Origin of the sequence: Bacillus sp. JJ783 (assembly GCF_036963225.1) — a bacterium.
Classification (GTDB): Bacteria; Bacillota; Bacilli; order Bacillales; family Bacillaceae_G; genus Bacillus_A; species Bacillus_A cereus_U.
Window position 1 is genome coordinate 41748 of sequence record NZ_JBALMG010000067.1, and the last position, 24089, is coordinate 65836.

Genomic DNA, 24089 nt, shown 5'->3' on the forward strand with positions numbered 1-24089 from the left:
AACGGAGGTGTTTTTCATTTGAATTATAGTTCATCTTCTTCAACTTTTGTACTGTTATACTTACTATATCCATATATACATAAGCCGAAGAATACTCCGCCCATACTATTTATAGTAAGTTCTCTCATGGTAATCGCTTCTCCAGAAGGTAAATATGTTAATAAAGTAAATACAACAAAGAAAATAAATCCTGAGAATATCGAATTACGAACTAACATTTTATTATTTGATGTATAACGTATATATATTTTTTTGATCCGCATCATCATAACGATATAAAATGATGTTGTTAATAAAATAACTAAGGCTAGAATGCCAAGTGATGTAATTTCTTTGTTTAAAATCAAATCATATAGCATAGCTCCAAAACAGATAAAAAGAGCTAACATCCCAGCGTTTGCCATTATTTCGAAGGCTGTATTTTGTTCTCGTTCATCAACAGAAGTACCTCTACCAAAAAGATATAATTTTAGTAACTTAGACATTAATCTTCCTCCCAAAATAAATCATTTAATGTAACACCTAAACTTTTGCAAATCTCAATACATAATTTCAAAGATGGGTTGTATTCGCCTTTTTCTATTAGACCGATTGTCTGTCTACTTACATTCGTTAATTTTGCTAATTCCCCCTGTGTCATACCCTTTTCAAGTCGAATTCGCTTTACTTTGGTAAGCATATTAGAAGCCTCCAATATATTTGTTTCTTTTGTAATATATATATTACATTCGTCATGTATATATGTCAATAGTTAGAAATTTTAACACCTTATATTTCCGGGGATATCCCTATACGAATCAACTTTATAAATTTGTATCTATAAAATGAAAAAAACGCTATTCTTTTTGTAGAAATATACAGGAAGGATGGCGTTTTTGTATGAATTTATCGATTTTAGATGAACTAGAATTGTTTTCTAAAGAATTACAACGATATATGTCACCACATGTTTTAGAACAGTTAGCTAGAGAGATAGGATTTGTTCAACGAAAAAGTAAATATCGGGCACAAGATTTAGTGGCTCTATGTGTTTGGTTAAGCCAAAATATAGCTCATACTTCATTGACACAGTTATGTAGTCGCTTAGAAACGAATACAGGTATTTCTATGAGTCCAGAAGGACTCAATCAACGATTTAATTCTCAGGCTGTGCAGTTTTTACAACAAATATTAACCTATTTACTCCACCAACAACTCTGTACATCTAGTAAGATTTCAACTTTATATACAAACCATTTTCGCAGTATTCGTGTATTGGATTCTACACATTTTCAGATTCCAGATAAATTTGCTTCTAGCTATCAAGGTTCAGGCGGTAGTGGTCATAGTGCTGGTGTAAAAATTCAATTAGAGTACGATTTACTTAGTGGCCAGTTTTTACATGTTCATGTAGGGTCTGGAAAGCACAATGATAAAACTTATGGTTCTACTTGCTTAACGTCTCTTCAACCGCACGATGTATGTATACGTGATTTAGGATATTTTGATTTGAAAGATCTGCATACGATAGACGAGTGTGGTGCTTATTTTATTTCACGATTAAAGCTCAATACTCGTATATATCAGAAGAATAGAGAGCCTGAATACTTTCAAAATGGAACAATAAAAAAGCACTCTGAGTACGTCCAACTAGATATGGAGCAATTCATTGACCAATTACAGTCTGGTGAAACATATGAGATTCCTGAGATTTATATTGGAATGTATCAAAAACTTCCTGCAAGACTTATTCTGTATAAATTAACTGAAACGCAAATGAAACGTAGACAAAAGGACTTAGCCTCTAAAGAACACAAGAAGCAAATCACCTATAAAGAACGCAGTAAGCGACTTAGTGCAATCAACTTTTACATTACGAATATCCCTTCTGAATACCTACCAAGGGAACAAGTATACGATTTTTACTCCTTACGATGGCAAATTGAATTGATATTTAAAACATGGAAATCATTTTTTCATATTCATCATTGTAATTCTGTAAAATTAGAACGGCTAGAATGTCATTTATATGGACAATTAATTAGTATCCTTCTTTGTTCCTCCACTATGTTTCAAATGCGTCAATTACTCCTCACCAAGAAGAAACGAGAGCTGAGTGAATATAAAGCGGTTTATATTATTAAAGATTACTTTCTACTTCTTTATCAAGCTCTACAAAAAGATACTCAAGAACTATCAAAAATCTTGCTTCGTTTGTTTAATTTTTTACAGAAAAACGGAAGGAAATCTCATCGATATGAGAAGAAAACAGTCTTTGATATATTGGGTGTCATGTACAATTGTTTCGTTACTCATAATCATGTAGCTTAATTTAAAAATGAAACCCGTTAGGGTTTATTTGGTATGCAGATTTTTAGATAGCTGATATCAACTCTTTAGAAAACAGAAAAAATCTAGTTGAACGGACTTTTACTTAATCTTAGCTTGATGGGCATGGGGCGCGACCCCAACTTATCGTCTAGTTATGACAGCCTTTTTATTTTTGATTCTTGTTTTGTTCCTTCGACCAATAGGGATGCCAACAAGAAAAGATATCCCATTTTTAATAGTTTTTGGTGTATGTAACTTTGCATTAAGCTATTTATGCCTTTATTACGCCACAATTTTGAGTTCTGCAGCAATCGTAACATTGGTTTTTTCATTAAAGGTGATTTTGACCCCGATTGCCCTTCGGATTTTTTTAAAAGAAAAGTTACATTCACGCGTTTTGGTTGGGGGGATTTTTGGTGTATTAGGCGTATGTATTCTCATCTATCCGAATTTGAACAACTTTCAAGGGTCCAATGACATAAAAGGAATTATGGTTGCGATCTTAGGTACGCTTATTACAGCAGTAGGTGATGCCAGCTCGGCACGAAATGCAAGTCACAAGGTGAATCCTATCTATGCAAATGCCATTGGATTTACAGTGGGAAGTATATTGATGGGAGTAATTGTATTATTTCAAGGACAAGAATTTATATTTCCAACATCGTTTTCATATTTATTTGGGTTGCTATATTTAACTCTGTTTGCTTCATTTGTAGCATGGTTATTCTATTTGAAGCTTGTAGAAAAAATTGGAGGAGCTCAAAGTGGCTATATGGTTGCACTTTTCCCGGTAATTGGAGGAATAGTTTCCGTTTTAATCGGTGAGTCAGATCCATCATTGTATTTGTTTGCTGGGTGTTTTTCTAGCTGTATTGGCGCTGCTATCGCATTAGGGTTTAGAACTCGGAAGCAAGTTGCGAAATTACCTCTAAAAAGAGTTAATTAAGAAGGAATAAGTGTTGTGAACTTGAAAATAGAGCTCATTTATTTGGTATGTAAAACTTTAAAGAGCTTATACTAGATCTTTAGAAAAAAGAAAAAATCTCAAGTGAAATTAAACTTATATAATCTTAGCTTGATGGGCATGGGGTAGCGTCACATCGCTATCAAGCTAAGATTTTTAATTAACCCCATAACGAAAATTTTATGCATCGTTGACTATTGATAATGATAGGTTATGTTATGTTAATTAAAATTGTATGGGTGATATATCATAAGTATTTGTATTTCAAGTTATATATTGGTATGATAACCTGGTTAATTTAGGGAAATGAAGGAGGAGGAACATGGATTTAATCAAAGAAGTGACTTTATTAAGATATCAATTTAGACTTATGCAAAGTATGATTCAGTCAGATGAATTCCCATTTTATAGATTTGCTATAGATTATGAATTTGAAGAAGAACAAGTAAAGACTTTAAGGGGTCCCGCCAACCAAATGACATAAAACCCACGATAAGACATTTTTTGGAAAAGAAAAAGCCGATTTTCCTACGTTAGGGGTTACCATACATATCCATCAACTTAAGAACTCATTACAGCCAACTGTAGATGAATATTAATTATTTTTTCACTAGACTAACCCATACATGATAAAAATGTACATGACAAATAGAACCTATAGGGTCTGAATTTTTGATACTATGCAGCTCGATCTTGGCACATGGTATAATTGTATATGACACCTTACGAATAAAAAAGACCACCTCATATAAGATGGATTCCACTTTCTTGCTATTCAAAGAAATCATCATACCCCGCATTATAAATACCGATAACGGTTAGTTTGTACTCTTGATCTCCATATTTTTTTCTCTTCTCACGAACAACAGAGCTGTTTCAAAAGCTCCCTCTTAGCAGAAGTTTACTTTTGTGACAGCTCCAGTTACTCTATATATTATTTATTGCTTGTTTCTACTTGCTTGGCCTCTGTTGTTTCAGCAGCTTTTGTCAGCTTTCCTTCTTTTTCAAGCTGAGCAATTAGTTCATCTAACGTGATCCCTTTTTCTTTAGCCATTTCTTCTAAGTTGACAGTTTCACTGGACTTAGTATTTTCCCACATGTCGTTGTTGCTCGCAGCATATGCAGATCCTCCAACAACAGATACCCCTAGCACAAGTGTAGCAATTATTAATTTTTTCTTCATATTAAATTCCTCCTAGAATGTTTTTAACCTCTACCATACGATAGATAGATTCTATAATATTACAATTGAGCCTGCTTGCCTGCATCCTTTCTATTTGATGTTACCAGTATATAAAAATCCATGTTAAATCCTTGTTAAGAGAAACACTTCTTAAAAATTCACAAAAAAAGGCTTTAAATAAACAGGTTCAACAACCATTCAAAGCCTTTTTCATTTTATTATTTTATTTTACCAAGTGTAATTTCGAAACAAGTACCGCCGTTCTCATTATCCGTAACTACGATGTTTCCATTGTGCTTGGTTATGATATTTTGCACAATGGAAAGTCCCAAGCCTGAGCCACCCCATTCACGAGAGCGTGATTTATCCGCTCGGTAAAACGGCTCAAATATATTCTTTTTTTCCTCATCGGGGATACCAATTCCCGTGTCTTTAATTTCAACCATTACCTGCTTTTTATCCGATTTAACTTTAATCATTACCTTACCACCGTCGATATTGTATTTAATACCATTTTCAACAAGGTTATAAAACGCTCGATAAAGTAAATCTGTATTTCCGTAAAACACTATCAGCGCAATCCAAATATAGTTTAACCTCTTGTTCATCAGTAATATTTGTTAAAAAACTAAGAATTGAAAGTTTTTTAATTTTTTTACAAATAGCACACAAAAATGACATACTTCTAGACTATTTTTAGATAGAGGAATTATTTTTTGAAATGGTTACTACATATAAAGGAGACTTCAAAATGGATATGGATTCATATTATTGGGAAATGGTTAAGAAAAATATTGGTGTGTATTCTGAACAGGAACAAGAATGTCTTCGAAATAAGAAGGTCATTATTTTTGGACTAGGGGGAGTAGGTGGATATGAAGCAATTCTGTTTTCGCGAATGGGAATAGGGCATATTACCGGTGTTGATCCCGATGAATTTGAAGTTTCTAATATTAACAGACAAATGTTAGCGCTTTCTAGTGTTGTAGGTGAACCAAAAGCAAAAGTTGCAGAACAGGTTGTAAAAGATATACATCCCTATATATCAACAAACTTTATACAAACAAGAGTAGATGAAGATAATGTAATCGAGCTTATAAAAGGGCATGATATTGTAGTAGAAGCCGTAGATGATATGCCTTCAAGAGTTATTATACATAGAACAGCTAGAGAATTAGGCATACCAAGTGTGGGGATGTCAGGTAGCCCCCCAACACGAGGATTTGTTTCTACATTTTTCCCAACCGGAATTCCTTATGAAGAAGCATTAAACATCTCAAGTGTCGGATGCAAATTAACAAATCAAGAATTAAGACAACAAATTGCTGATATAAAGAAAAGTCGAGCTTGGTATTCTGTGGAGAAAGGCGCACCAAAAGAGTGGGCGCAAGATTTTTGTGATGGAAAAGCAGGCTGGATTATCACACCGATGCGTGCTCATCTATTGTCACTATTTAGCTTTCATGAAGCAATACAAGTTTTAACTGGTCGTGAACCTCTAGCTAGAGCGCCTAAAGGCATTGTAATGGATTTAGATAGTCATATCCCGGTTCAAGTAAAAGAAGTCCCAAAGGGTGGATGGGATTATAAAACACTGTAAGGAGGAATATAACTTGTTAACAAAAAATAATGATATGCAAAATATATATGAAGAAAGTTTTACGCGAAATATTGGTGTTATCTCTGTAGCAGAGCAGGAGAAATTAAAAAATTCTCGAGTTACTGTAGTTGGAGCAGGGGGCGTAGGAGGAATTACACTCATCCAATTGGCGCGAATGGGTGTGGGTTTTTTACATGTTATTGATCAAGATGTATTTGAAGCAAGCAATATCAATCGACAAATGCTAAGCTCCAACAGTAAATTAGGACAGCCGAAGGCAGATGTTGCTTTAGAAGTTTTGCAAGAAATTAATCCATTATTACAAATAGAGATAACGAAAGAATTTGTTACCGAGGACAATGCATTAGAACTTCTAACGAATACAGATGTCATTATAGATGCAACTGATAATTTAGTAGCGAGAGTAATTATCCATCGTACAGCTCAAAAATTAGGGATTCCTTCTATTTGGATTGCAGTTACACCTCCCTTTAGAGGTGGCGTCATGTCTTTAACTCCTGACTCTACGCCTTATGAAATCGCGTTAGGATATCCGTCTTATCAACAAGAGCTAACACCAGAAATGCAAAATAAAATTCATAAATTAAAAGATGGACGTGCTCTTCATTCCGTCAAGCATGGTGCGGATGAGAAATGGGCAAATAATTATGTACAAGAAGATCGTCCATGGGCTGTGCTGTCTCCCGTTGCGAATATCGTAGGCATTCTAGCAAGCTTTGAAGCATTTAAATTTATAATAAATCGAGAAGACTTAAAACCTGTAATAAGTCCAAATTTAATACAAATTAACCTTGCAAATCAAAATATGGTACATGTGTCTGTACCTGAAAATGATAGTTGGGATTATACAACATTATAGATGAGGTAAGAGAATATGCTTCCTTTTTTGTTACTGGGGATTATTGTTACACTCGCTCTACTTGTTAAGGATTATGCGCTAGCTGGTGCGGCTTGTTTATTAGGAGTTTTACTTGCTGTTGGACAAAAAACTTTATTACATCTTATTCAACAATATTCTTTTACAATTGGTATTTTCTTTCTGATGCTATTCCTTTTAGTACCAATTACATCTGGAAAGATTACAAGTGAACACGTAATAAAATTAATTACCTCTCCTATCGGATTAGGATCCATTCTAGCAGGTTTTACTGTGTCATATATAGGAGGAAAAGGTGTAGGAGTTCTACCTATGAATCCTATGATATTGTTAGGTGTCTTAATAGGTACTCTTATTGCCGTATTATTTACAAAAGGGTTACCAGCCGGATTAATTATTGCGGCTGGAATCATAGCTATCATTTCTATGAAATGAAAGGAATATTCTAAATGAAGATAAAATGGACACATATTAGTTTAGTAGGGATTTTTTTGATAATACTTATGTCTAGTTGTTCTAATATCAAAGAAACCTCTCAAAATGATCAAACTTCTAAAGTGGTAAAACAAGAATTAGAAATTCAGCAAGGAGAAGAAAATTTATTTTTACTTCATAAAAACTTAAATAATAAAAAACAGTATACATCTGATGAAATCATTTTATTTTTAGAACCATTTAGTGTACCTACAGCTCAAGCATTTGATGTACCAAAATTTTCATGGATGGATGAGTATGCCAGAAAAGGGTATGATACTTGGGCTATGGATTTCAGAGGGTTTGGTCGTTCTTCTCGCCCTAAAGAAATGTCAGATCCTCCTGCCCAAAACCGTCCGGTTATTCATTTGAATGATGCAACTAAGGATCTAGAAACAATTGTAAATTGGATTAAAAAGAAGAGAAACGTAAAAAAAATTCATATTGTTGGATGGTCATATGGAGGTGTTGTGGCTGGAAATTATGCAATATCCCATTCTCAAGATATTAATAAACTTATTTTATATGGATATATGCATGGGTTCACACTTCCTATGATGACACAGCCTTTCGAAAACCCACTACAACCTAATCAGTTTAATCCTGAAGCACCAGCTTATCAAATGGTGGACTTTGATAAAGGAATGCATCATTGGCATATGATGATGGGAAATAAAAAAATTGTTACAAACGAAGCAATGGATGCCGTAAAACAAGTTTTTATTGATTCCGATCCTATGAGTAAGAAAAATAATCAAACGATTCGTCGACCAGTCGGTCCACTTGAAGATTTATTTTATATTTGGAAAAATCAGCCCCTATATGATGTATCTAAGATTACCACTCCATTACTTGTCATTTACGGGGAAGATGACATATTTGCAGACCGAAATATGATGTCAAAATTAACAAGTACAAAACAAAAAAAAGAAGTAGTAATCCCTGATGCTACACACTGGGCTGTTTATGAAAAGAATCGTAATACCCTATTCGAACAAACATTAAACTTTATAGAAGCGAAAGAAGGCAAACAGGAATGAAAAAGGGTTTAACAATATTAGATGCTACCTTGCGTGAAGGAGAACAACAATGTGGTATTCGTTTCTCCAAGGAAGACAAAATTACATTACTTCACATGTTAGAGGATTTTGGAGTAAGTCTTATCGAAGTTGGACACCCTGGCATCTCTGAAGAAGAAGAAGAGATTTGCCGAGAAGTTGCAGCATCTGCAAAGCACGCCGAAATACTTATGCATGCTCGGGCGAAAAAAGAAGAAGTTCATGCGGCTTATCGTGCTGGTGCCGATTGGATAGGAATCTGGGCGTCTATTAATCCTATTTCTTTACAAACAAAGTATACCAATCGATCAAAAGATTATGTTATTAATCAGGTGAAACATGCTATTGAAGAAGCAAAATCTTTAGGAATGAAAATCCGTTTTACTATTGAAGATGCTTCACGAACGGAATGGGAAGATATCGCCTACATTGGACAGATTGCACATATAGCTGGAGCAGATCGAATCAGTTTAGCAGACACTGTAGGAATTTGGGAGCCAGGTCAGTGTGCGACAATCGTGAAGAAATCTGTTGAGACATTCCCTTGTGAGATTGAAGTTCATCTTCATAATGATTTAGGATTAGCCATGGCAAATGCTCTTGCTGCAATCGATTCAGGGGCATCTGTCATTGATGCTACATTGTGCGGAATAGGTGAACGTGCTGGGATTGTTGATTTGCTAAATTTATCAGTATTTTTATCTCAAAAGCGTAATCTACAATGCTTTAAACTACAGATGATTCCTGAATTAACGCACTCTCTCCAATTAGCTACTGGTTGTCAAGTAGATCATTGGAGACCGATTATTGGAAAGAATATATTTACTCATACTGCATCCTATCATATACAAGCTGTTCAGCAGAATTACTCAGCATACGAGGGCATTCAACCTGAAATGATAGGAAGAGTAAGGAACATACAACAAAAACATATAGAAAGAAAAGGGCCTCGGCTTTCAAAGTCTCTCCGAGTTAGTAAACCATTTGTAAAAGGAGCATCTGAGCTTTTATATCATCGTGATGGTCCAGGAGAGCGTTGGGTACAGATGGATTATAGAACTGATGAACGTGCTTCATTTTATGTAATACAGCGTGTATTTTACGACGCCCATATGGATGAGAACTTAGAAGGACATGTAGATACTCATGCACATCATTGTGATAGTGCCTTTATTTTTTGGGGGAATAGAATAGATGGTACAGGTCTCATATGTGAAGTTGAAATTGAAGGAGAATTGCAAATAATTGAAAGTCCAGCATCTGTTTTTATTCCATCGGGGTTAAAACATAGGTACAAATACCTTTCGGGTACAGGAACATATACAAACATCGTACTAGCACCTAATTATAATTCTAGTTTGTTAGAGGAAAACTCATCAAAAGTATTTGTATATTAGTAAAATATAAAAAAGTTTTTATTTCTGTTATGATGATGTTTTAGTAAACCATCTGACTGATAAGAGTATAAGCAGCCTCAATGTTCTTTATGTGAAAAAAGAAAAAACAGATAGAATGCAATATGTTCTTTGAATTCTATCTGTTTTTTGAATGGCCCCAAAAAGAAAGAATCGTTGCCGTGCCCCTGTTAAGCAATTATTATCAAAAAAATTCCATCCTTGAAGGCATATATCTATGGTCACTGATTTATGCTTACAAGTGCCAAACACTTATAGTAGTGTAGCTGTCACTTTGGGTGATAAATCGTAGTGCGAGACGCGCCCCACTTTTCCGTGATATCCTCACCATATCCAAAAAAGAAAATTGTACGTTTGGACACATTTCAACTTATTCTCTGTACGCTACAACATAAAATAGCCCCAAGGAAGGTGTTGCAAAAATCAACATATATGCAACGTTAGGAGCTCGAAAAATGAATTACGCATATATTCGGGTGTCTACTTTACAACAAGATTACACATTCCAGAAAAAAGAAATCCTTACATATTGTGAAACGAACCAAATTGAATTATTGGAAGAATGTATTTTTGAAGAAAAACAAAGCGGGAAAAATATGGAGAGAGAGCAATTCCAAATTCTGATGCAGCAACTACATCCAGGAGACACACTTATTGTTTATAAATTAGATCGCTTAGGTAGAAATCTTTCTGATATGATTCGGACTCATGAAAAACTAATCAAAGACGATATTGGTGTGATTAGTTTTTCATGATAACATTGATACGCGGAAGAAAGATGATATGACGACTAAAGTCATGGTTACAATCTTATCTTTATTTGCTGATATTGAACGAAACTATATACTGGAGCGAACACAGGCTGGACGTATTAGGTATGTAGAAAATGGCGGAAAACTGGGGAGAACTCCTAAAATCAATAAGTCTAAAACTGATTTGATACTCGAGTTACTTGATCAAGGAAAAACGAAACAGGAAATTGCTGATTTTTTAAATGTTGATCGAACTACTATTTATCGTACACTAAAACGAAATGGTTATTAGGAAAATTATTAATAACGAGTGCTATCTATGCATCTAATTTTGTTTTCAAAAATATTTGGCCATAAAAAACTGCACCTCTAATTGTTAGTTATGTCTAACAATTGGAGGTGCTACTTTTCTATCTATTTACACACGTACAGCTGTACCGCTTACCGCAACCATTAACATTCCGTCGCGTACCACTTCGTAGTCTACATCGATACCAACGATTGCATTTGCTCCTTTTTGCGTCGCAAGTTGTTTCATTTCTTCCATCGCAATGTCACGAGCTTCTTTTAATTTACTTTCATAAGCACCAGCACGGCCACCGACAACATCACGAACAGAAGCGAAGATATCACGTACGATATTAGCACCCATAATTGCTTCACCGTTTACGATGTCTACATACTCGATAATTTCTTTACCCTGAATAGTATTAGTTGTTGTTACGATCATTATTAACACGCTCCTATAATCTCTGAAAATTTATTTTCGTTTCTTATAATCTTATTATTCATTTATACTTGAATCGTCTTTTTTGTATGTAAGATTCGCCCTTAACGTACAATATTTTTTTGTCGTGTCGAGCTAAATATAGCATACATACAACAAGGGAATGCAGTATAGATCAGCATACAAGCATTCCCTTGTTATCATCATGTTATTATTTTAGTACGGCATTTTATGTCCCCACTTGTCAAAGTGATAATCTTTACCGTCGATGTTAAACCAAGCGTCTGCATAAAGTGAACCATCTTCTCTAGCACAATACCAAAGGTATCCGTATGCAAGAGGAAAAGGTCTATATCCACCACCAACTTGGAACCAGCCTGTTTTAGCTGCCCCATTCTCATCGAAGTAATAATATTTATTATCGATAGTTTGCCAGCCCGTTTGTGCTACGCCGTTATTGTCAAAATGGTATAACTTACCATCGATTTTTTCAAACCCTGCTTTGTTAACTGAGCCGTCTTCATGGAAATAATATCTTTTTCCGTCAATGTTGTCATAATCATTGAACGTATAATTGCGACCATTTGTGAAATAGTATTTCTTACCGTCTATTCTTTTCCAACCGGTATAGAAAGATCCATCTTCTAAACTATAATATTCCACTATTTTCTCTCTTTTGTTGATCCCTGTTTTAAAAATCGAACCGTCATGATTAAATGTTAATATTTTGTTGTCAAACTTAACATTAACAACGCTGTTTATAACTTCTCCATTTAGATTAGAAACTCTCTCAAGCACACCTTTATCGGAAAAGTGAAGGATGACCTCTTGATCTTCTATACGTATTTCCTTTTTATTTACATTGCAATTTTTGAAGTAGTAAATTTTACCATCTATTTCTTTTAAGCCTTCTTCAATAAACGCTCCAGAAGCATCGGAATAGTGTAGGCCTTCTCGATCTTCCTTCCATGCTGATTTTTTCACGGAACCATCATCATTGAAGTGATAGTACTTCCCATCAATCTGTGAGTCACTGCCATTTCCTGTGACCAATTTTCCATAAGTCGGCTCAAAATAATAAGTATTCCCCTTAATGTCATGCCAGCCTGTCAAAAGGGCTCCTTCAGCATCTGCAAAATGATAAGCAGAACCTTGGTTTACCCAACTGTTCTTTATTACATTTCCAGAAGAATCTTTTGCAATCAATTTAGTAGAATCTTTTTCATCAGCTACAAACTGTACTCTGTCATACTTCTGTCTCTCATTTTCTTTACCCGGATACCACTCTATTAACCAATTGTGAATTGCATTGTTGCTTTTATCATCGAAACGAATTTCAGAGCCGAAACCCTCACCAGTACCGAACTTTGAAGTATTCCTATCACCAACTAAACTTACTCCATTCTTGTTATTCAAACGGAACTGAACTGACCCACTTACATTATTTTCTACCTGAACAAGTTCAAACACTTCATCATCGCCAAGCGAATCGGAATATTGAAGTTCGTTTCCTTCTTTTCCTGAAAGGTATTTTGAACCTGTTTTTACGATTACTTTATTCGTTCCTTTTTTATAAGGGATAATTTGATAAGGTTTACCATCATTTAGTCTAATGTATGTCAGTAGCAGACCTGTCTCTATGACGTTAGTACGCTCCGCCAATACATCAGATAATCGATCATAATAATCTGCACGAGCTTTAGGATCATTATTAACATAGTTGTCAAGGACATCTTTAGATACGGGCTTTGAAGTCAATGTTATCAATTGTTTTTGCTTATCTGATAATTTATTTGCTATCTGATCAAATAGGTAATCTGAATTTCTAGCAATCACCGTCCAATCGCCAAAGGAGTCGCCGGAATATTTTTTGTAAAGTGGACCAAGAAATCTCGGGTTTTTACCAGATGCTTTTTCTACAAATGCATGTTCGCCTTGATTCATCACAACTCCGGTCTTTCCTTCGTCTAATTGTGCTTGTGTAATGTAAAGAAGATCGTGTTCTGAGACATTTGCTCCATTAGGGTTTAAATCTATAATTGCACCTGCTTCAGTAATTTTAAGCTGCTGCCCAGATCTTAGTTGATGAATTTCGATTTTTCCATTTGGATAGCGTACTTTAACTGGTTTAAGAAAATTCGAATCACCTTGTGTATGATACATGGAAATATTAAATTCCCCAGATGTAAAACTAGGAGCCTGGTAAGTTTCGTTTTCTGCATATACATCAATGTGAGTGCCAGGGTCTCGATCCCCTGGGCTTATTCCAAGTGCTTCATAAGTGTTTGCTACAGCACCTAATACAGTAATACTTATATCTATTACCGTACCTATCCCTGCGCTAGCTTTGTTTTCTGCAATAGGAGCGACAGAAAAAAGAATACCTAATGCCGCTGCAGTAGGAATTACTTTCTTTCCAATTCCAATTGTTTTAAATTTTTTCTTCATTTTTGTTGTCCTCTCTTAGTAAGATTTAGCCTAGATTGCTTACATGTAACACTGTAAAAAACAAACATATAAATACTGTCGTATATTGATTTAAAATATAAAATCAATATTTATAAATTCATCTTAGTTTAAAAACCTTTCAAATTTCTTTCATTAATGTTACAAAAGTCTTTCATTGATATTTGTAAAAATCTAAATTTTGTAAGTTGTTCTATAATTTTTCAGCTTGGTCCCATGCTCATTAAGCGAAGATTTTTAAGTATCACCAAAACAAAATTTTTATTTGTAAAATGAATGAAGTAGTAAACAAGAAAGGCTGGCAAAATGCCAACCTTTCTTGTTTTTTGGGTCTCAATTTTTATTTTCATAAGATATATCGGTGGTTTACTTATGTCTCAATCATTTTATTCCTATCGGTATGTCCAAGTTTAAGAAACTACTTACAAGAGTCCTGAAGTGTTTGTATGAGAAGCAATGAAAGGGTTTTGTAACATTTACGAAAGACTTTTGAGAGTTATTTAAATTAAGATAAACTTACCGATGTTAATTTAAATATGTTGGAAACAGTATAAATTAGAAAGTAAGGAGCACATCCATGAAGGAAAAGATAAAGAGATGTATAAAAAAAATCCCCCCTGTAGGAATAGCGATGGGGATTGTATTCAGCTTGAACCCATTTACAAAACATAAAGCGAAAGCAGACGTTGATACAAGAGAAACGATTCTTACAACATTTGGGGATACCTATGATACGTTTCTAAAAGAGCCTTTTGTTATTTTTTTATCAGAACAAAGTGCTAAAAATGATTATCTAGCTAACAATGAAAACCGTGCTTACAAAGCTCCTACTTTTCACAAAGGAGAATTTGGTATTAGTGTGTATGATTATTATAAAAACCAAAACTTTTCTAAGAGAATTAAAATTTTCTATAAAGATGGGAAAGTTGAATATAAAACGATAAAACATGGTCAACAACTTCTGATTAAGCAAGCTGGTATCATAGTGGACTTAAATCCAGATGCCTCAGATCTATATGAACGTGATGTGTATTATATTACACAAAAACAGTTAGATGAAGGGAATACTGGTATTGCGCTTACGAATTGGCAAACATATTACTTAAAAAGTGACAATAGTGGTCAAATGAATGGTCCTTTAGCTTTTAAATTTATTAGACAGGAGTTTCCAAATATAAAACCAGGTAGTGCTTCTTTTGACCTAAAGAAACTTTTTCATGCACTACCGGGAGAGAAGCAAAAACTGGCAACAATAACTTCGAATCCAGTAAAAGAATCTGAAACTTTTAGTTATACCGCTGATGAGCTTGCCGAGATAAAGAGACATAAGATCGGCGTCGTTACACAGCATAAAAATGAAGAATGTTCTTCTATTTCTGTGAAAATTAGAAACAGGGATAACGTCTTGCAAACATGGGAGGATAGTACGAATATTTCCGCTTCATCTAATTGGATCCCAGAAGATAGGAGCATATTTACAATTATTCCAATTGAAAAAGGATCTAATAAGGTGTACATAGAAGCAAATGCAACCTATCTTACATCTGCAAATGGTGAGGTGGGCGTTACAGGATTTCGTGCTTATGGACAAGTATGGACACTTGTTGATTGTGGATTTGAAAGCTTCTCTTTAAAAAATAACCACGGACAATATTTATCTGTTAATGATACATCCGTATGTCTGACTGACAAGCCTGATAAAAACACTATATTTGCCATTACTATTCAAAAGGATAAATGGAATGAGTGGTTAGCTAAATGGTATTCTAGCAAATAAAATGCAAGTTGATATAACCTCTAGAAGCTTTACAAACATTTTTAACGAGTAACGAACCAACAAGCCAATTTTCTGTACGTTAAGGAAATCGGCTACACAGATCCCTAAGTTGTTTTTAATCAAGCTTTATTTCAAACCAAAAATACTTCGCCCTTACGTTGAATACATATACTCAACGTAAGGGCCCTTTTAAATTCATATTTTAATTTTCTTGGTTAAAATAACGTATATATCTCGGCTGAACCCCTTATTCCCCCTTTTCGAGAGGATGGGCAAAAGATGCAATTAGTGCCGTACAATCAAACCATATTGCAGCAGGTATTGGTGAAGGGAAATTTGCTCCGGATATGAAAGTTACACGGGAACAGTATGCACAGTTTTTATATAATGCAATTTTAAATGAGCGATCTCATCAATAATAAGAAAATAAAGTTAAGTGTCATAATATAAGTTTATATTACTACTTATAAAAAATTATTTGATGCTACCCTTAGTTGACAAATAGCTCAAAAAAAGAACCCAATTAATAGGTTCTTTTTTTGATGTTGATTATTTTTGCTCTAAAATACGTTCAACCTCATCTATGCCTAATTTACTGGCTTTAGCAATCGTTTCAAGTGGTACACCAAGTTCATGCATACCTTTAATCATCTGTATTTTCCCTTGCTGAACCCCTTCTTGAATTCCTTCTTTTTTCCCCTCATTACGAGCATGAGCAAACCTTGCAGCCTCATCCATTAAGGCCTTTTCTCTTGCTTCATATGCTTGACGGAAAGAAGAATCTTGACTCATACGTTCCCACTTATTCATTGCTTTTTGTAAAATCGGATCTTGGTTCATGGCAATGTCCTCCAATGTTTGTGTGAGATGTTCATCTTCATTCGCTGGTAATAATAATAACCAACGAACAAACGAATCTTCCCACGGATTGACTTTCTCTTCGCGCCATTGCTGTAGTAACTTTGGAATCTCTACAATATGAACTTCTATATCGTCACTTAATAACTTTTGTTGTTGCTGATTCCAAAGGATTCCTGTTGTATGAAACGCTTCATATTCTGGAAACATCACAAAGTTTAACAAGTTTATGGTAATTGTTTTATGAAGTGAGCTATAAGGCATTCCTTTTTGCAATTGAGAGGTGTATAACCTTCCCCAATAATACAAGCTTCGTTTGATCATATCGTGATTGTTATTCAATTGTATTTCTACATTTACCTTTGTTCCTGTATTTAATGTAGCCGAAATATCTAAAATCGATAATTTATCTTCTTCATATTCTCGATGCAAGTGTGGATCTTCTAATTGCAGGGAAACAATAGGTGATTCTAAAGAATCTTTTAATATGGCATTTAAAAAGGCAACTAAAATATCTTCATTCCCATTTGTGCCAAATAACTGCGTGAACTACCCGCCACTTAGTAGCTCTTACGAGCTTACTTGAAGTGGGGGCTTCTCGGTTAGTCGTTACTTTTGATAGCTAACGAATTAGTCCTAAGACAACCGAGCTAACTCTGTAGACTTATGATGAAGAAAATTCTTACGTTGGTTCGCTACACGAATACGTTGTTTGTTCCAACGTTCTGAGCCTTTGCTAATTGGCTTTCTCATCCTCAGAACTAACGTATAATCCATCCATTGCAAAGCCTAATCCAACAACCGTTTCTACTTCTTTTTGTACAATCTCTTTTTCGTATTCAATCAAGATGGAAACATAGCCATACATTCTCATTTGTTATCTTTTTGTTACCTTCAGATGAGTCATCTATATGTTAAAATATTCATATTCCTCCTAATCAATTTACCCGATTAGGCGTGCCCTAAAGAGCCCCTATCTCTTTAGGGCTCTTTTCATTAAACCTATTATACAAGATAAAGAGGCCTACTATATCCCTCATATCAAGTCGAATACACGTATTTATCAAAAAAATCCTAACCTTGATTATTTTCAAGACGGAAGAATTAAGAAAGGTACAGAATATATACAGATAGATATGGAGACGTTAATGAACTCCCTTCAACCAGGACAAACATGTAAAATAGCTGATGCTTATGTAGAAATGATTGATAAAGTGCCAGCTCGTGTAATTGTTCATCGATTAACAAAACAACAGCAATAAAAACGATTACAAGATCAAGCTGTACGAGAATTTTGGTTATCTCCTATAGGAGAACCTTGATTTGTTGTTAAACGATTATTCGGATTCAAAAAGGGGAACCTCCTATATATATCTTGTGTATTTAGCATAGCCAGTCTAAAATACTCTGCATTGAACTACCCCCACTTTCACTTCGTTTAGAAGAGGGGGATTCCTAAGTAAAGAGTTCTATCGAGCTCTAATTTATTAGGCTATCTCCACAGTCCTTGCGGTTAGAAGCCTTATCGCTTCATTCTTTAGATTGATACTTGCGTTAATATCCCTATCATGGTGTGTACAACAAGAAGGACAGTCCCATTTACGTAGGTTTAGATTTTTAACGTCTTCGTTTTGATATCCACAACAAGAACATAATTGGCTTGAAGCAAATGTTTTCGATACGACAATGATTTGTTTGCCGTACCATTTTGCCTTATATTCCAACATAGTTCGAAACTGAGACCATGATACCTCACTAATTGCTTTTGCTAACTTATGATTCTTTAACATATTCGATACTTGCAAATCCTCTATACCGATAACATCGTGGTTCTTGATGATTTCAGTCGAGATTTTGTCCAAGTAATCTTTTCTAGCATTCGTCATGTATTCATGAATTCTAGCTACTTTTACTCGTTGTTTATTCCAACGAGAAGATCCTTTCATTCTTCTAGAAAGAACACGCTGTGCTTTTGCCAACTTCTCTTCTAATGATCGAAAAAACTTCGGATTTTTATAGGTTGTTCCATCTGACAAAATGGCGAAATCTTTTAGTCCCACATCCATTCCAATGTAAGAATTTGTTTTCGGGAGTTCTTGCACTTCTGTTTCAACTAACAATGACACAAAGTATCTGCCAGAAGGATTCCGTCTAACTGTAGCATTTAAAATACGTCCTTTTACTTCACGACTTTTGGCAAATCGAACAAGACCTAGTTTTGGCAATTTTATTTTGTTTCCTACAACGGCAATGTTTTCATTTGTTTGTTTTGTGGTATAAGATTGTATGTTGTTCTTCTTAGATTTGAAACGCGGGGCATTGTTTTGTTTTTTGAAAAGGCGTGTATAAGCATCCGCAAGGTTGCGAACAGACGACTGAATCGCAATACTATCCACTTCTTTTAGCCAAACAAACTCTTTCTTCATGGCAGGAAGTTTGGCAGAGCATGTACCATATGTCAAACCTTTTCCTGTTTCTTTGTATGCATTATCCCATAGAGATAGGAAATGATTGAATACAAAACGAGAACAGCCAATCGTTTTATTGATTAAGGTCGCTTGTGCTTTATTTGGATAGATACGAAATTTATATGCTTTATTGATCATCATTCGTTTCACCCCTATTTCGATATGTGTCTATTATACAACAAACGTATATTCGATAGGTAGTGAAGTAACAGTTTATGTATGTCGAACAATTAAGATGGCTTCCTGCCATCCCTTGTCCGAAGCCAATTCATCTCCCACCTACTCACTTCGCGTTCCTTGAGGAAGGAGTCTTCTTGGCTAAAATGATAAATCCAATTGGACAATAAATAAAAGAGTCATAACCTACTTTATATATAAACCTCTCGTCAAGTCTTGTACATCTGATCAAATCCATAAATCTGGTGTATTCCCTACACTTCACCAACCAATTGGTAATCTTCTAAATTTGAGCATACTAATCACAAATCTTTTCTGGAATTTTAATTTCCTTATATCTCCGGATGTTAATCCGTAATGAGCATTCGTTCATCATCTGTAGGATTATTTAAAAATCCCTCTTTTGATAACTATATGTTCAACTAAGTAATTATTACACGTTATGTAGTATGTTTATTAAATTATAATCATTATAAAATGAAAACTACTAAAAGTAAATATTTTGTCGGAAAATGTCATTAAAAACCCAATATCAATTCTTTTTTTATAAAAATTATAAAAAAAGAATTGATATTGGGTTGAGATTATATTAATATCTTTCGAGGGTAGTATGTACTATTCACTAACTAACTAATGAAGGATTTGACACTCCCACGGCTAAAGCCGCAAGCTGACTAACGTCAGTGGGATTCTTGCTACCAATGGCGAAGTCTATTTCTAGTATCGCTGACGTGCAAGATTGCGGTGTGCCATCACCACTCCGTATCCAGTGCATATAGCAGATACGGCACTCGTTCTATTACCAAACGAATCAGATTGTGAGTTCTCAAATGTGTTTTAGCGTCTTGTGCTTGACGACTCAATACATTTTACGGAGTAGAAGAATTTGCTACTCCAACCTCATATGTATTCTGTTTTCAGAGAACAAGATTGTTTTAGAGACTTTTACTTGTCTATTATGAAAATTGTACCATTTCAAATGCTTGATGTATAGAACGTACCTTCGGTATTTTATCTGTACATCGCATTTGACCTCACTCTCATCTCACCCCTAAAGGGGGTGCTATCGCACCGTAGTGGGCTTTCTCGTTCGGAAAATCTGTAAAAAAGAAGATATTTATTAAAATATACTTTTAAATAAACTTTGAATATATGGCTGTGTTAGGAGTGATTTGTTTGAAAAATAGATTGAAAGAGCTTTATTTATGTTCATTTGCAATTATTGCAATGGGTTTTTTTGAAATAATTTATGATCATACTGCAGCTGAGCTTACTGAAGGGTTTTATTTGGGGAATTTAAAGATACTTACGGGAGTATTATTATTAATTTTTGCTTTAGTTTCTCAAACTAAACATAAAACTAATGGTAAACAGTTAGAAAGAGAGCTATCAAAGGAATATGATGAAAGGATTGATTTAATAGATGGAAAAGCTGCACATATAACCATAAGTATTCTTATGGTTATGATTATTCTTATGATGTTTCTTTCGAAATGGATTATAATTCCGATTAATACTGGGCTATTTCTCATTATGATATGCTGTCTAATTACGAATACATTAGCTAAAAAATATTATAATAGTTTTCTTTAATTAGAAGATCTCTATGAAAAATATAATAAAAGAGTTACGTTTAAAATATGGAATAACACAACAAGAATTAGCTGATAAAGTATTTGTATCTTCAAGAACGATTATTTCGTTAGAAAAACAAAAATATAATTCATCTGTTTTATTAGCCTCTAGAATATCTGGGTTTTTAAGTTATCGATTGAAGAGAAAGAATCAAGCAATATAGCAAAATACAACTAATGAATAGAGGTAAATATATTATGATGTTAAAACTATTATTTATACTTTTTGGAGTAGTCTTAGTATTATGGGGTATATATAAAATGAAAAAAGATGATGCATTTGTAGGAAAAACGCAAACAAGAAAAAACATTTTCAATCTCTTAATTTTAGGGGAGGCGTCTGGACTAGGGCAATTTTTAGGTGGGATACTGTGTATAATTTTAGGAATTGTATCTTTAATTATTAAGTAATTGGTGAAATTAAGGAATTAAGCTCCTTTTGTAGTTTGCGAATAATCGATAAAGGCGTACCGCCAGCGTTTTGGAAAAACCAAGTTTCTTAAATGAAAAATTCCCTAGCGTACGATATTCGCCTTTGGGTTGGGAAGATATCAATTTCTTAGGAGAATAAAAGTTTGATGGATTACATTCAACAAGTTTACATTCCTTACGTCCTTTGAATATTAAAGAGCCGATTTACTCTTAACAGGGTAAAATCTGGCTCTTTTCTTGTCTGACTTTTCTTACCGTGGTTTTTTTCTGAAATAAATGTTAATTGCGAGGAGAGGATGTCGGTGTTTTGGAAATGCCGAGATATAGGGAGTTTATTATTAATTCTTTCTTTGCTGATCATAGCTTGTGTATTACAGGCTTTGGGAGAGGATACTGGGAAGTGATGGATGCAATTATAGAAATTTGCATAAAATTTATTATGATTTATTGTATAGGCTGTTTTGGTGGTAGTTTGTTATGGAAAATGAAAACAGATTGAAAGGAAAGGAGATTCAATATGAGCCTTTCACCCCCAAAAAAGATGTTGCAGCGGGTTGAAGAAAAGGAAATGCCATACTGTAATGATGATCCATTGGCTATTGCAAAAGGGATTAGAAATGGATTCCTAATGGTAATGCCATTTTGGTTAGTTGTATTGTATTTAGCTATATGAAAACTACATAACTACGAAAGGGTGAAAGAAATGATTGTTTCGAATGGAATTGCTGATATTCAAACGAAAAAGCAAGCACAGGAACTCGCAATGGAAATGACAAAACAAGTGATTCATGAAGGCGCTGGATTAACGTGGGTGAGAACTACACATTCATTTTTAAGTGGAGCAATCCTTTATATTAAGGATAAGCATAAAGAACAGGCTCATTTATCCGATTTTAAGGCGTTTGTTGTACAAGGTGAGAAGAATGACGGCTTTTTAGAATATAGCACTAGCCATTTGGAAAAGGATCATCCTTCTTATCATGCTTTTCAAATCATGTTAGCGTGTAGAGAATCGACGCGTGCTCTTTGTTCTTATCCTTTCTGGATTGTGTATGAGAGCAATAGAGAGGTGAGATAGCAAAATGAGTTTAATCATACCACATTATTTACTTGTATGCGGATGTTCGAAAGACAAAGTGTTACAGGCACATAAAAAAGCGAAAGAAATATTTAATCCGAAGGGTCAAACGAATAAATTGGTAAGTCAGTTGAGAAACGTTTCCTTTTTTGTACTTTGTGACGGCAGCCATCATAGATGGAAAAATGAAGATGAATATATGAAAGCGAAAACGGCATATATTCGTTACCTTGTAGAGTCTGATATTCAGTTTGTAGAAATGGCAACACAAGAATTTATTTCTTGAAAGTATGCAAAAGACCCAAAAAAGCTAGAACAACATACTTATCATGTGGAAAGAAAAAACAGCGTATCATTAGTCAGCTGATCGATTGCGGATTTTACAAGGATGGAAGAAGACAACTCTATGGATTAGAGCCTTCAGAACTAGAAAAGCATCTAAAAAAAATTAAAAAGGAGCGAGTAATACTTCATAGTTGATGCAAAGGAAGTGAGACTGTGGCATCTAATTGGTTTGAAAAAGAACTAGAGAAATCCACTAAAGTAGTTGTGAAAGGGTTGCGATTGGTATCGGTTACTTATGTATCAGCTGGAAGATGCAGAGAGTAGAAGTCAGAAAATTCAATTTCATTCAGGTGGACCAGAAGAGTACTTGGATTATCTAGTCAAAGCGTTTTGAAGTGTATATAAAAACGCTAAAATTATAGAAAAAACGATGGAACACATTTCGTTTTCACGTAATAAATTGTTTGGTGGTGCGATTGGCGTGAAAATGAGATTACAGACGAAAAAGTCCTATCACTTACTTAATATAAAACTGATAAACTAGGGATACCGCTCCATGTCCATCAACTTAAAATCTTGACTATCCCTACGTTATTCTTTCTAAAAAGCTAAATAGGGAGGATGAAGTTTTTTACTAGATTCTTAAGTTAATCAACATATATGGTGCCTCCTAGGAGTTGATACATATGGAAAACAAGAGCTCATGTATATGCAATTTCAAAAAAATTAAACTACCAGAAGCTTAAATCTTATATCAAACACATAGCCGATTATCAACAAGAGAGAAGGAGCGGTGAGTATGACAACAATTTTAGTATTAGAAGATGAGATAACAATTCGTAGCTTTATTACATTAAATATGAAGCGTGCTGGTTTCAATGTTTTAGAAACCGATACAGGTGAAAAAGCTCTTGAGCTTTTAGAAAATCATAATGTTGATATTGTAATACTTGATGTTATGTTACCAGGGATAGATGGTTTTCAAGTATGCAAAAGAATACGAAAAAACAATGAAGAGATTGGTATTATTATATTAACGGCACGTGTTCAAGAGAAAGATCAGGTACACGGTTTGACAATTGGAGCAGATGATTATATTAAAAAACCATTTAGTATAATTGAATTAGTAGCACGTGTACAAGCATTGCTAAGAAGGGTAAAAGAAAATAAAAGGGATATGAAATCGATTCATTCGGGACCATTTCAGTTAGATCTTCTGCAAGAACAATTATATAGGGATGAGATAGTAATTGATTTAACTCCAACAGAGCATATTATTTTACAATATTTAATGAAAAATTCCATAAAACCAATTTCACGTGATGAACTCTTAAATAAAATATGGGGTATAAGTTGTGTAGGTAACACAAAAGTAATAGATGTGAATATTAGTCGTCTTCGTCAGAAGATCGAACCTAGTCCTTCTGATCCTCAGTTTCTCCTTACGGTATGGGGAAAAGGATATCAATGGAAAGGAAGTAAACGATGAGGCGGAAAATTAGTTTGTACTTTATCGTTTTTTGTATACTGTAG

Annotated in this window: 23 protein-coding genes and 7 pseudogenes; 21 read left to right on the top strand and 9 right to left on the bottom strand. The window is 34.4% G+C overall.

Annotated features, from left to right (window positions below):
* Positions 1 to 23: 23 nt before the first annotated feature.
* Together V7038_RS15135 and V7038_RS15140 are read right to left on the bottom strand one after the other, a co-directional pair.
* Positions 24 to 485 (bottom strand): hypothetical protein, encoded by a 462-nt coding sequence (locus V7038_RS15135; protein WP_002090658.1) that lies wholly within the window; start codon positions 483 to 485, stop codon positions 24 to 26.
* Positions 485 to 679 carry a helix-turn-helix transcriptional regulator gene (locus V7038_RS15140; protein ID WP_000956453.1) on the bottom strand — a complete coding sequence of 65 codons (195 nt, stop codon included), beginning with the start codon at positions 677 to 679 and terminating at the stop codon, positions 485 to 487. The genes V7038_RS15135 and V7038_RS15140 overlap by 1 nt, the downstream gene beginning before the upstream one ends.
* A gap of 200 nt (positions 680 to 879) precedes the next feature.
* Here V7038_RS15140 and V7038_RS15145 point away from each other — a divergent pair, with 200 nt between their 5' ends.
* The 3 genes and pseudogenes from V7038_RS15145 to V7038_RS15155 all read left to right on the top strand — a co-directional run.
* A complete protein-coding gene (locus tag V7038_RS15145) occupies positions 880 to 2310 on the top strand; it encodes an IS4 family transposase (RefSeq protein WP_335470737.1) in 1431 nt (476 codons plus the stop codon).
* Between the two features lie 139 nt (positions 2311 to 2449).
* Positions 2450 to 3256: pseudogene (locus tag V7038_RS15150) on the top strand (DMT family transporter); the annotation flags it as partial.
* Positions 3257 to 3596: 340 nt separating this feature from the next.
* Positions 3597 to 3734 (top strand): annotated as a pseudogene (locus tag V7038_RS15155) (DUF1878 family protein); the annotation flags it as partial.
* A gap of 474 nt (positions 3735 to 4208) precedes the next feature.
* On the opposite strand, the gene V7038_RS15160 reads toward V7038_RS15155, so the two are convergent.
* Both V7038_RS15160 and V7038_RS15165 read right to left on the bottom strand, forming a co-directional pair.
* Positions 4209 to 4457: a hypothetical protein gene (locus tag V7038_RS15160; RefSeq protein ID WP_335470739.1), complete on the bottom strand. Its 249-nt coding sequence runs from the start codon at positions 4455 to 4457 to the stop codon at positions 4209 to 4211.
* A 218-nt stretch (positions 4458 to 4675) separates the two neighbouring features.
* Positions 4676 to 5065, bottom strand: a complete 390-nt coding sequence (locus V7038_RS15165; RefSeq protein ID WP_335470741.1) for a sensor histidine kinase — start codon at positions 5063 to 5065, stop codon at positions 4676 to 4678.
* A gap of 143 nt (positions 5066 to 5208) precedes the next feature.
* Here V7038_RS15165 and V7038_RS15170 point away from each other — a divergent pair, with 143 nt between their 5' ends.
* The 7 genes from V7038_RS15170 to V7038_RS15200 all read left to right on the top strand — a co-directional run bounded on the left by V7038_RS15170 (position 5209) and on the right by V7038_RS15200 (position 10946).
* Positions 5209 to 6057, top strand: a complete 849-nt coding sequence (locus V7038_RS15170; protein ID WP_002107140.1) for a HesA/MoeB/ThiF family protein — start codon at positions 5209 to 5211, stop codon at positions 6055 to 6057.
* 13 nt (positions 6058 to 6070) lie between these two features.
* A complete protein-coding gene (locus V7038_RS15175; protein WP_335470744.1) occupies positions 6071 to 6937 on the top strand; it encodes a HesA/MoeB/ThiF family protein in 867 nt (288 codons plus the stop codon).
* Positions 6938 to 6952: 15 nt separating this feature from the next.
* The gene (locus V7038_RS15180; protein ID WP_002107138.1) at positions 6953 to 7390 is read left to right on the top strand and encodes a DUF441 family protein; all 438 of its coding nucleotides are present in this window, start codon (positions 6953 to 6955) and stop codon (positions 7388 to 7390) included.
* 14 nt (positions 7391 to 7404) lie between these two features.
* Positions 7405 to 8469, top strand: coding sequence for an alpha/beta hydrolase (locus V7038_RS15185; RefSeq protein ID WP_002107137.1), 1065 nt, complete (start codon positions 7405 to 7407; stop codon positions 8467 to 8469).
* Complete coding sequence (locus V7038_RS15190; RefSeq protein WP_002107136.1) at positions 8466 to 9884, top strand: homocitrate synthase/isopropylmalate synthase family protein; 1419 nt, start codon at positions 8466 to 8468, stop codon at positions 9882 to 9884. The genes V7038_RS15185 and V7038_RS15190 overlap by 4 nt, the downstream gene beginning before the upstream one ends.
* A 473-nt stretch (positions 9885 to 10357) precedes the next feature.
* Positions 10358 to 10657, top strand: a complete 300-nt coding sequence (locus V7038_RS15195; RefSeq protein WP_335470748.1) for a recombinase family protein — start codon at positions 10358 to 10360, stop codon at positions 10655 to 10657.
* 28 nt (positions 10658 to 10685) lie between these two features.
* Positions 10686 to 10946: a helix-turn-helix domain-containing protein gene (locus V7038_RS15200; RefSeq protein ID WP_098988882.1), complete on the top strand. Its 261-nt coding sequence runs from the start codon at positions 10686 to 10688 to the stop codon at positions 10944 to 10946.
* A gap of 126 nt (positions 10947 to 11072) precedes the next feature.
* Here the strand turns inward: V7038_RS15200 and V7038_RS15205 are convergent, their stop codons facing one another.
* Together V7038_RS15205 and V7038_RS15210 are read right to left on the bottom strand one after the other, a co-directional pair.
* Complete coding sequence (locus V7038_RS15205; RefSeq protein ID WP_002107134.1) at positions 11073 to 11384, bottom strand: heavy metal-binding domain-containing protein; 312 nt, start codon at positions 11382 to 11384, stop codon at positions 11073 to 11075.
* Between the two features lie 213 nt (positions 11385 to 11597).
* The gene (locus V7038_RS15210) at positions 11598 to 13829 is read right to left on the bottom strand and encodes an N-acetylmuramoyl-L-alanine amidase family protein (protein ID WP_335470752.1); all 2232 of its coding nucleotides are present in this window, start codon (positions 13827 to 13829) and stop codon (positions 11598 to 11600) included.
* Positions 13830 to 14424: 595 nt separating this feature from the next.
* On the opposite strand from V7038_RS15210, the gene V7038_RS15215 reads away from it, so the two are divergent.
* The gene (locus tag V7038_RS15215; RefSeq protein WP_335470755.1) at positions 14425 to 15624 is read left to right on the top strand and encodes a hypothetical protein; all 1200 of its coding nucleotides are present in this window, start codon (positions 14425 to 14427) and stop codon (positions 15622 to 15624) included.
* A 260-nt stretch (positions 15625 to 15884) separates the two neighbouring features.
* A pseudogene (locus tag V7038_RS15220) lies at positions 15885 to 16043 on the top strand (S-layer homology domain-containing protein); the annotation flags it as partial.
* Between the two features lie 130 nt (positions 16044 to 16173).
* Here V7038_RS15220 and V7038_RS15225 read toward each other — a convergent pair.
* Both V7038_RS15225 and V7038_RS15230 read right to left on the bottom strand, forming a co-directional pair.
* Positions 16174 to 17031 (bottom strand): annotated as a pseudogene (locus V7038_RS15225) (Rpn family recombination-promoting nuclease/putative transposase); the annotation flags it as partial.
* 99 nt (positions 17032 to 17130) lie between these two features.
* A pseudogene (locus V7038_RS15230) lies at positions 17131 to 17341 on the bottom strand (RNA-guided endonuclease TnpB family protein); the annotation flags it as partial.
* A gap of 148 nt (positions 17342 to 17489) precedes the next feature.
* On the opposite strand from V7038_RS15230, the pseudogene V7038_RS15235 reads away from it, so the two are divergent.
* Positions 17490 to 17741: pseudogene (locus V7038_RS15235) on the top strand (IS4 family transposase); the annotation flags it as partial.
* A 228-nt stretch (positions 17742 to 17969) separates the two neighbouring features.
* Here the strand turns inward: V7038_RS15235 and tnpB are convergent.
* Positions 17970 to 19091, bottom strand: a complete 1122-nt coding sequence (gene tnpB / locus V7038_RS15240) for an IS200/IS605 family element RNA-guided endonuclease TnpB (protein WP_335470758.1) — start codon at positions 19089 to 19091, stop codon at positions 17970 to 17972.
* Between the two features lie 1212 nt (positions 19092 to 20303).
* On the opposite strand from tnpB, the gene V7038_RS15245 reads away from it, so the two are divergent.
* From V7038_RS15245 to V7038_RS15280, 8 genes and pseudogenes are all read left to right on the top strand, one after another.
* Positions 20304 to 20720 (top strand): hypothetical protein, encoded by a 417-nt coding sequence (locus V7038_RS15245; protein ID WP_002107128.1) that lies wholly within the window; start codon positions 20304 to 20306, stop codon positions 20718 to 20720.
* Between the two features lie 13 nt (positions 20721 to 20733).
* Positions 20734 to 20939 (top strand): annotated as a pseudogene (locus tag V7038_RS15250) (helix-turn-helix transcriptional regulator).
* 20 nt (positions 20940 to 20959) lie between these two features.
* Positions 20960 to 21172: a hypothetical protein gene (locus tag V7038_RS15255; protein WP_002107126.1), complete on the top strand. Its 213-nt coding sequence runs from the start codon at positions 20960 to 20962 to the stop codon at positions 21170 to 21172.
* Positions 21173 to 21710: 538 nt separating this feature from the next.
* Positions 21711 to 21866 carry a hypothetical protein gene (locus V7038_RS15260; RefSeq protein ID WP_002107125.1) on the top strand — a complete coding sequence of 52 codons (156 nt, stop codon included), beginning with the start codon at positions 21711 to 21713 and terminating at the stop codon, positions 21864 to 21866.
* A 30-nt stretch (positions 21867 to 21896) separates the two neighbouring features.
* On the top strand, positions 21897 to 22271 hold the full coding sequence (locus V7038_RS15265) for a hypothetical protein (RefSeq protein ID WP_002107124.1): 375 nt from the start codon (positions 21897 to 21899) through the stop codon (positions 22269 to 22271).
* Between the two features lie 4 nt (positions 22272 to 22275).
* Complete coding sequence (locus V7038_RS15270) at positions 22276 to 22557, top strand: hypothetical protein (protein WP_002107123.1); 282 nt, start codon at positions 22276 to 22278, stop codon at positions 22555 to 22557.
* On the top strand, positions 22554 to 22751 hold the full coding sequence (locus V7038_RS15275) for a Fur-regulated basic protein FbpA (protein WP_078181894.1): 198 nt from the start codon (positions 22554 to 22556) through the stop codon (positions 22749 to 22751). Before V7038_RS15270 ends, V7038_RS15275 begins: the two co-directional genes overlap by 4 nt.
* Before the next feature lie 604 nt (positions 22752 to 23355).
* Entirely contained in the window at positions 23356 to 24045 is a 690-nt protein-coding gene (locus V7038_RS15280; protein WP_002107121.1) for a response regulator transcription factor, read from the top strand.
* Positions 24046 to 24089: the final 44 nt, after the last annotated feature.

Coding starts and splice junctions, on each gene's coding strand:
- V7038_RS15135 (WP_002090658.1), bottom strand. CDS start 485: ATGTCTAAGTTACTAAAATTATATCTTTTTGGTAGAGGTACTTCTGTT.
- V7038_RS15140 (WP_000956453.1), bottom strand. CDS start 679: ATGCTTACCAAAGTAAAGCGAATTCGACTTGAAAAGGGTATGACACAG.
- V7038_RS15145 (WP_335470737.1), top strand. CDS start 880: ATGAATTTATCGATTTTAGATGAACTAGAATTGTTTTCTAAAGAATTA.
- V7038_RS15160 (WP_335470739.1), bottom strand. CDS start 4,457: ATGAAGAAAAAATTAATAATTGCTACACTTGTGCTAGGGGTATCTGTT.
- V7038_RS15165 (WP_335470741.1), bottom strand. CDS start 5,065: ATGAACAAGAGGTTAAACTATATTTGGATTGCGCTGATAGTGTTTTAC.
- V7038_RS15170 (WP_002107140.1), top strand. CDS start 5,209: ATGGATATGGATTCATATTATTGGGAAATGGTTAAGAAAAATATTGGT.
- V7038_RS15180 (WP_002107138.1), top strand. CDS start 6,953: ATGCTTCCTTTTTTGTTACTGGGGATTATTGTTACACTCGCTCTACTT.
- V7038_RS15185 (WP_002107137.1), top strand. CDS start 7,405: ATGAAGATAAAATGGACACATATTAGTTTAGTAGGGATTTTTTTGATA.
- V7038_RS15190 (WP_002107136.1), top strand. CDS start 8,466: ATGAAAAAGGGTTTAACAATATTAGATGCTACCTTGCGTGAAGGAGAA.
- V7038_RS15195 (WP_335470748.1), top strand. CDS start 10,358: ATGAATTACGCATATATTCGGGTGTCTACTTTACAACAAGATTACACA.
- V7038_RS15200 (WP_098988882.1), top strand. CDS start 10,686: ATGACGACTAAAGTCATGGTTACAATCTTATCTTTATTTGCTGATATT.
- V7038_RS15205 (WP_002107134.1), bottom strand. CDS start 11,384: ATGATCGTAACAACAACTAATACTATTCAGGGTAAAGAAATTATCGAG.
- V7038_RS15210 (WP_335470752.1), bottom strand. CDS start 13,829: ATGAAGAAAAAATTTAAAACAATTGGAATTGGAAAGAAAGTAATTCCT.
- V7038_RS15215 (WP_335470755.1), top strand. CDS start 14,425: ATGAAGGAAAAGATAAAGAGATGTATAAAAAAAATCCCCCCTGTAGGA.
- tnpB (WP_335470758.1), bottom strand. CDS start 19,091: ATGATGATCAATAAAGCATATAAATTTCGTATCTATCCAAATAAAGCA.
- V7038_RS15255 (WP_002107126.1), top strand. CDS start 20,960: ATGATGTTAAAACTATTATTTATACTTTTTGGAGTAGTCTTAGTATTA.
- V7038_RS15260 (WP_002107125.1), top strand. CDS start 21,711: ATGAGCCTTTCACCCCCAAAAAAGATGTTGCAGCGGGTTGAAGAAAAG.
- V7038_RS15265 (WP_002107124.1), top strand. CDS start 21,897: ATGATTGTTTCGAATGGAATTGCTGATATTCAAACGAAAAAGCAAGCA.
- V7038_RS15270 (WP_002107123.1), top strand. CDS start 22,276: ATGAGTTTAATCATACCACATTATTTACTTGTATGCGGATGTTCGAAA.
- V7038_RS15280 (WP_002107121.1), top strand. CDS start 23,356: ATGACAACAATTTTAGTATTAGAAGATGAGATAACAATTCGTAGCTTT.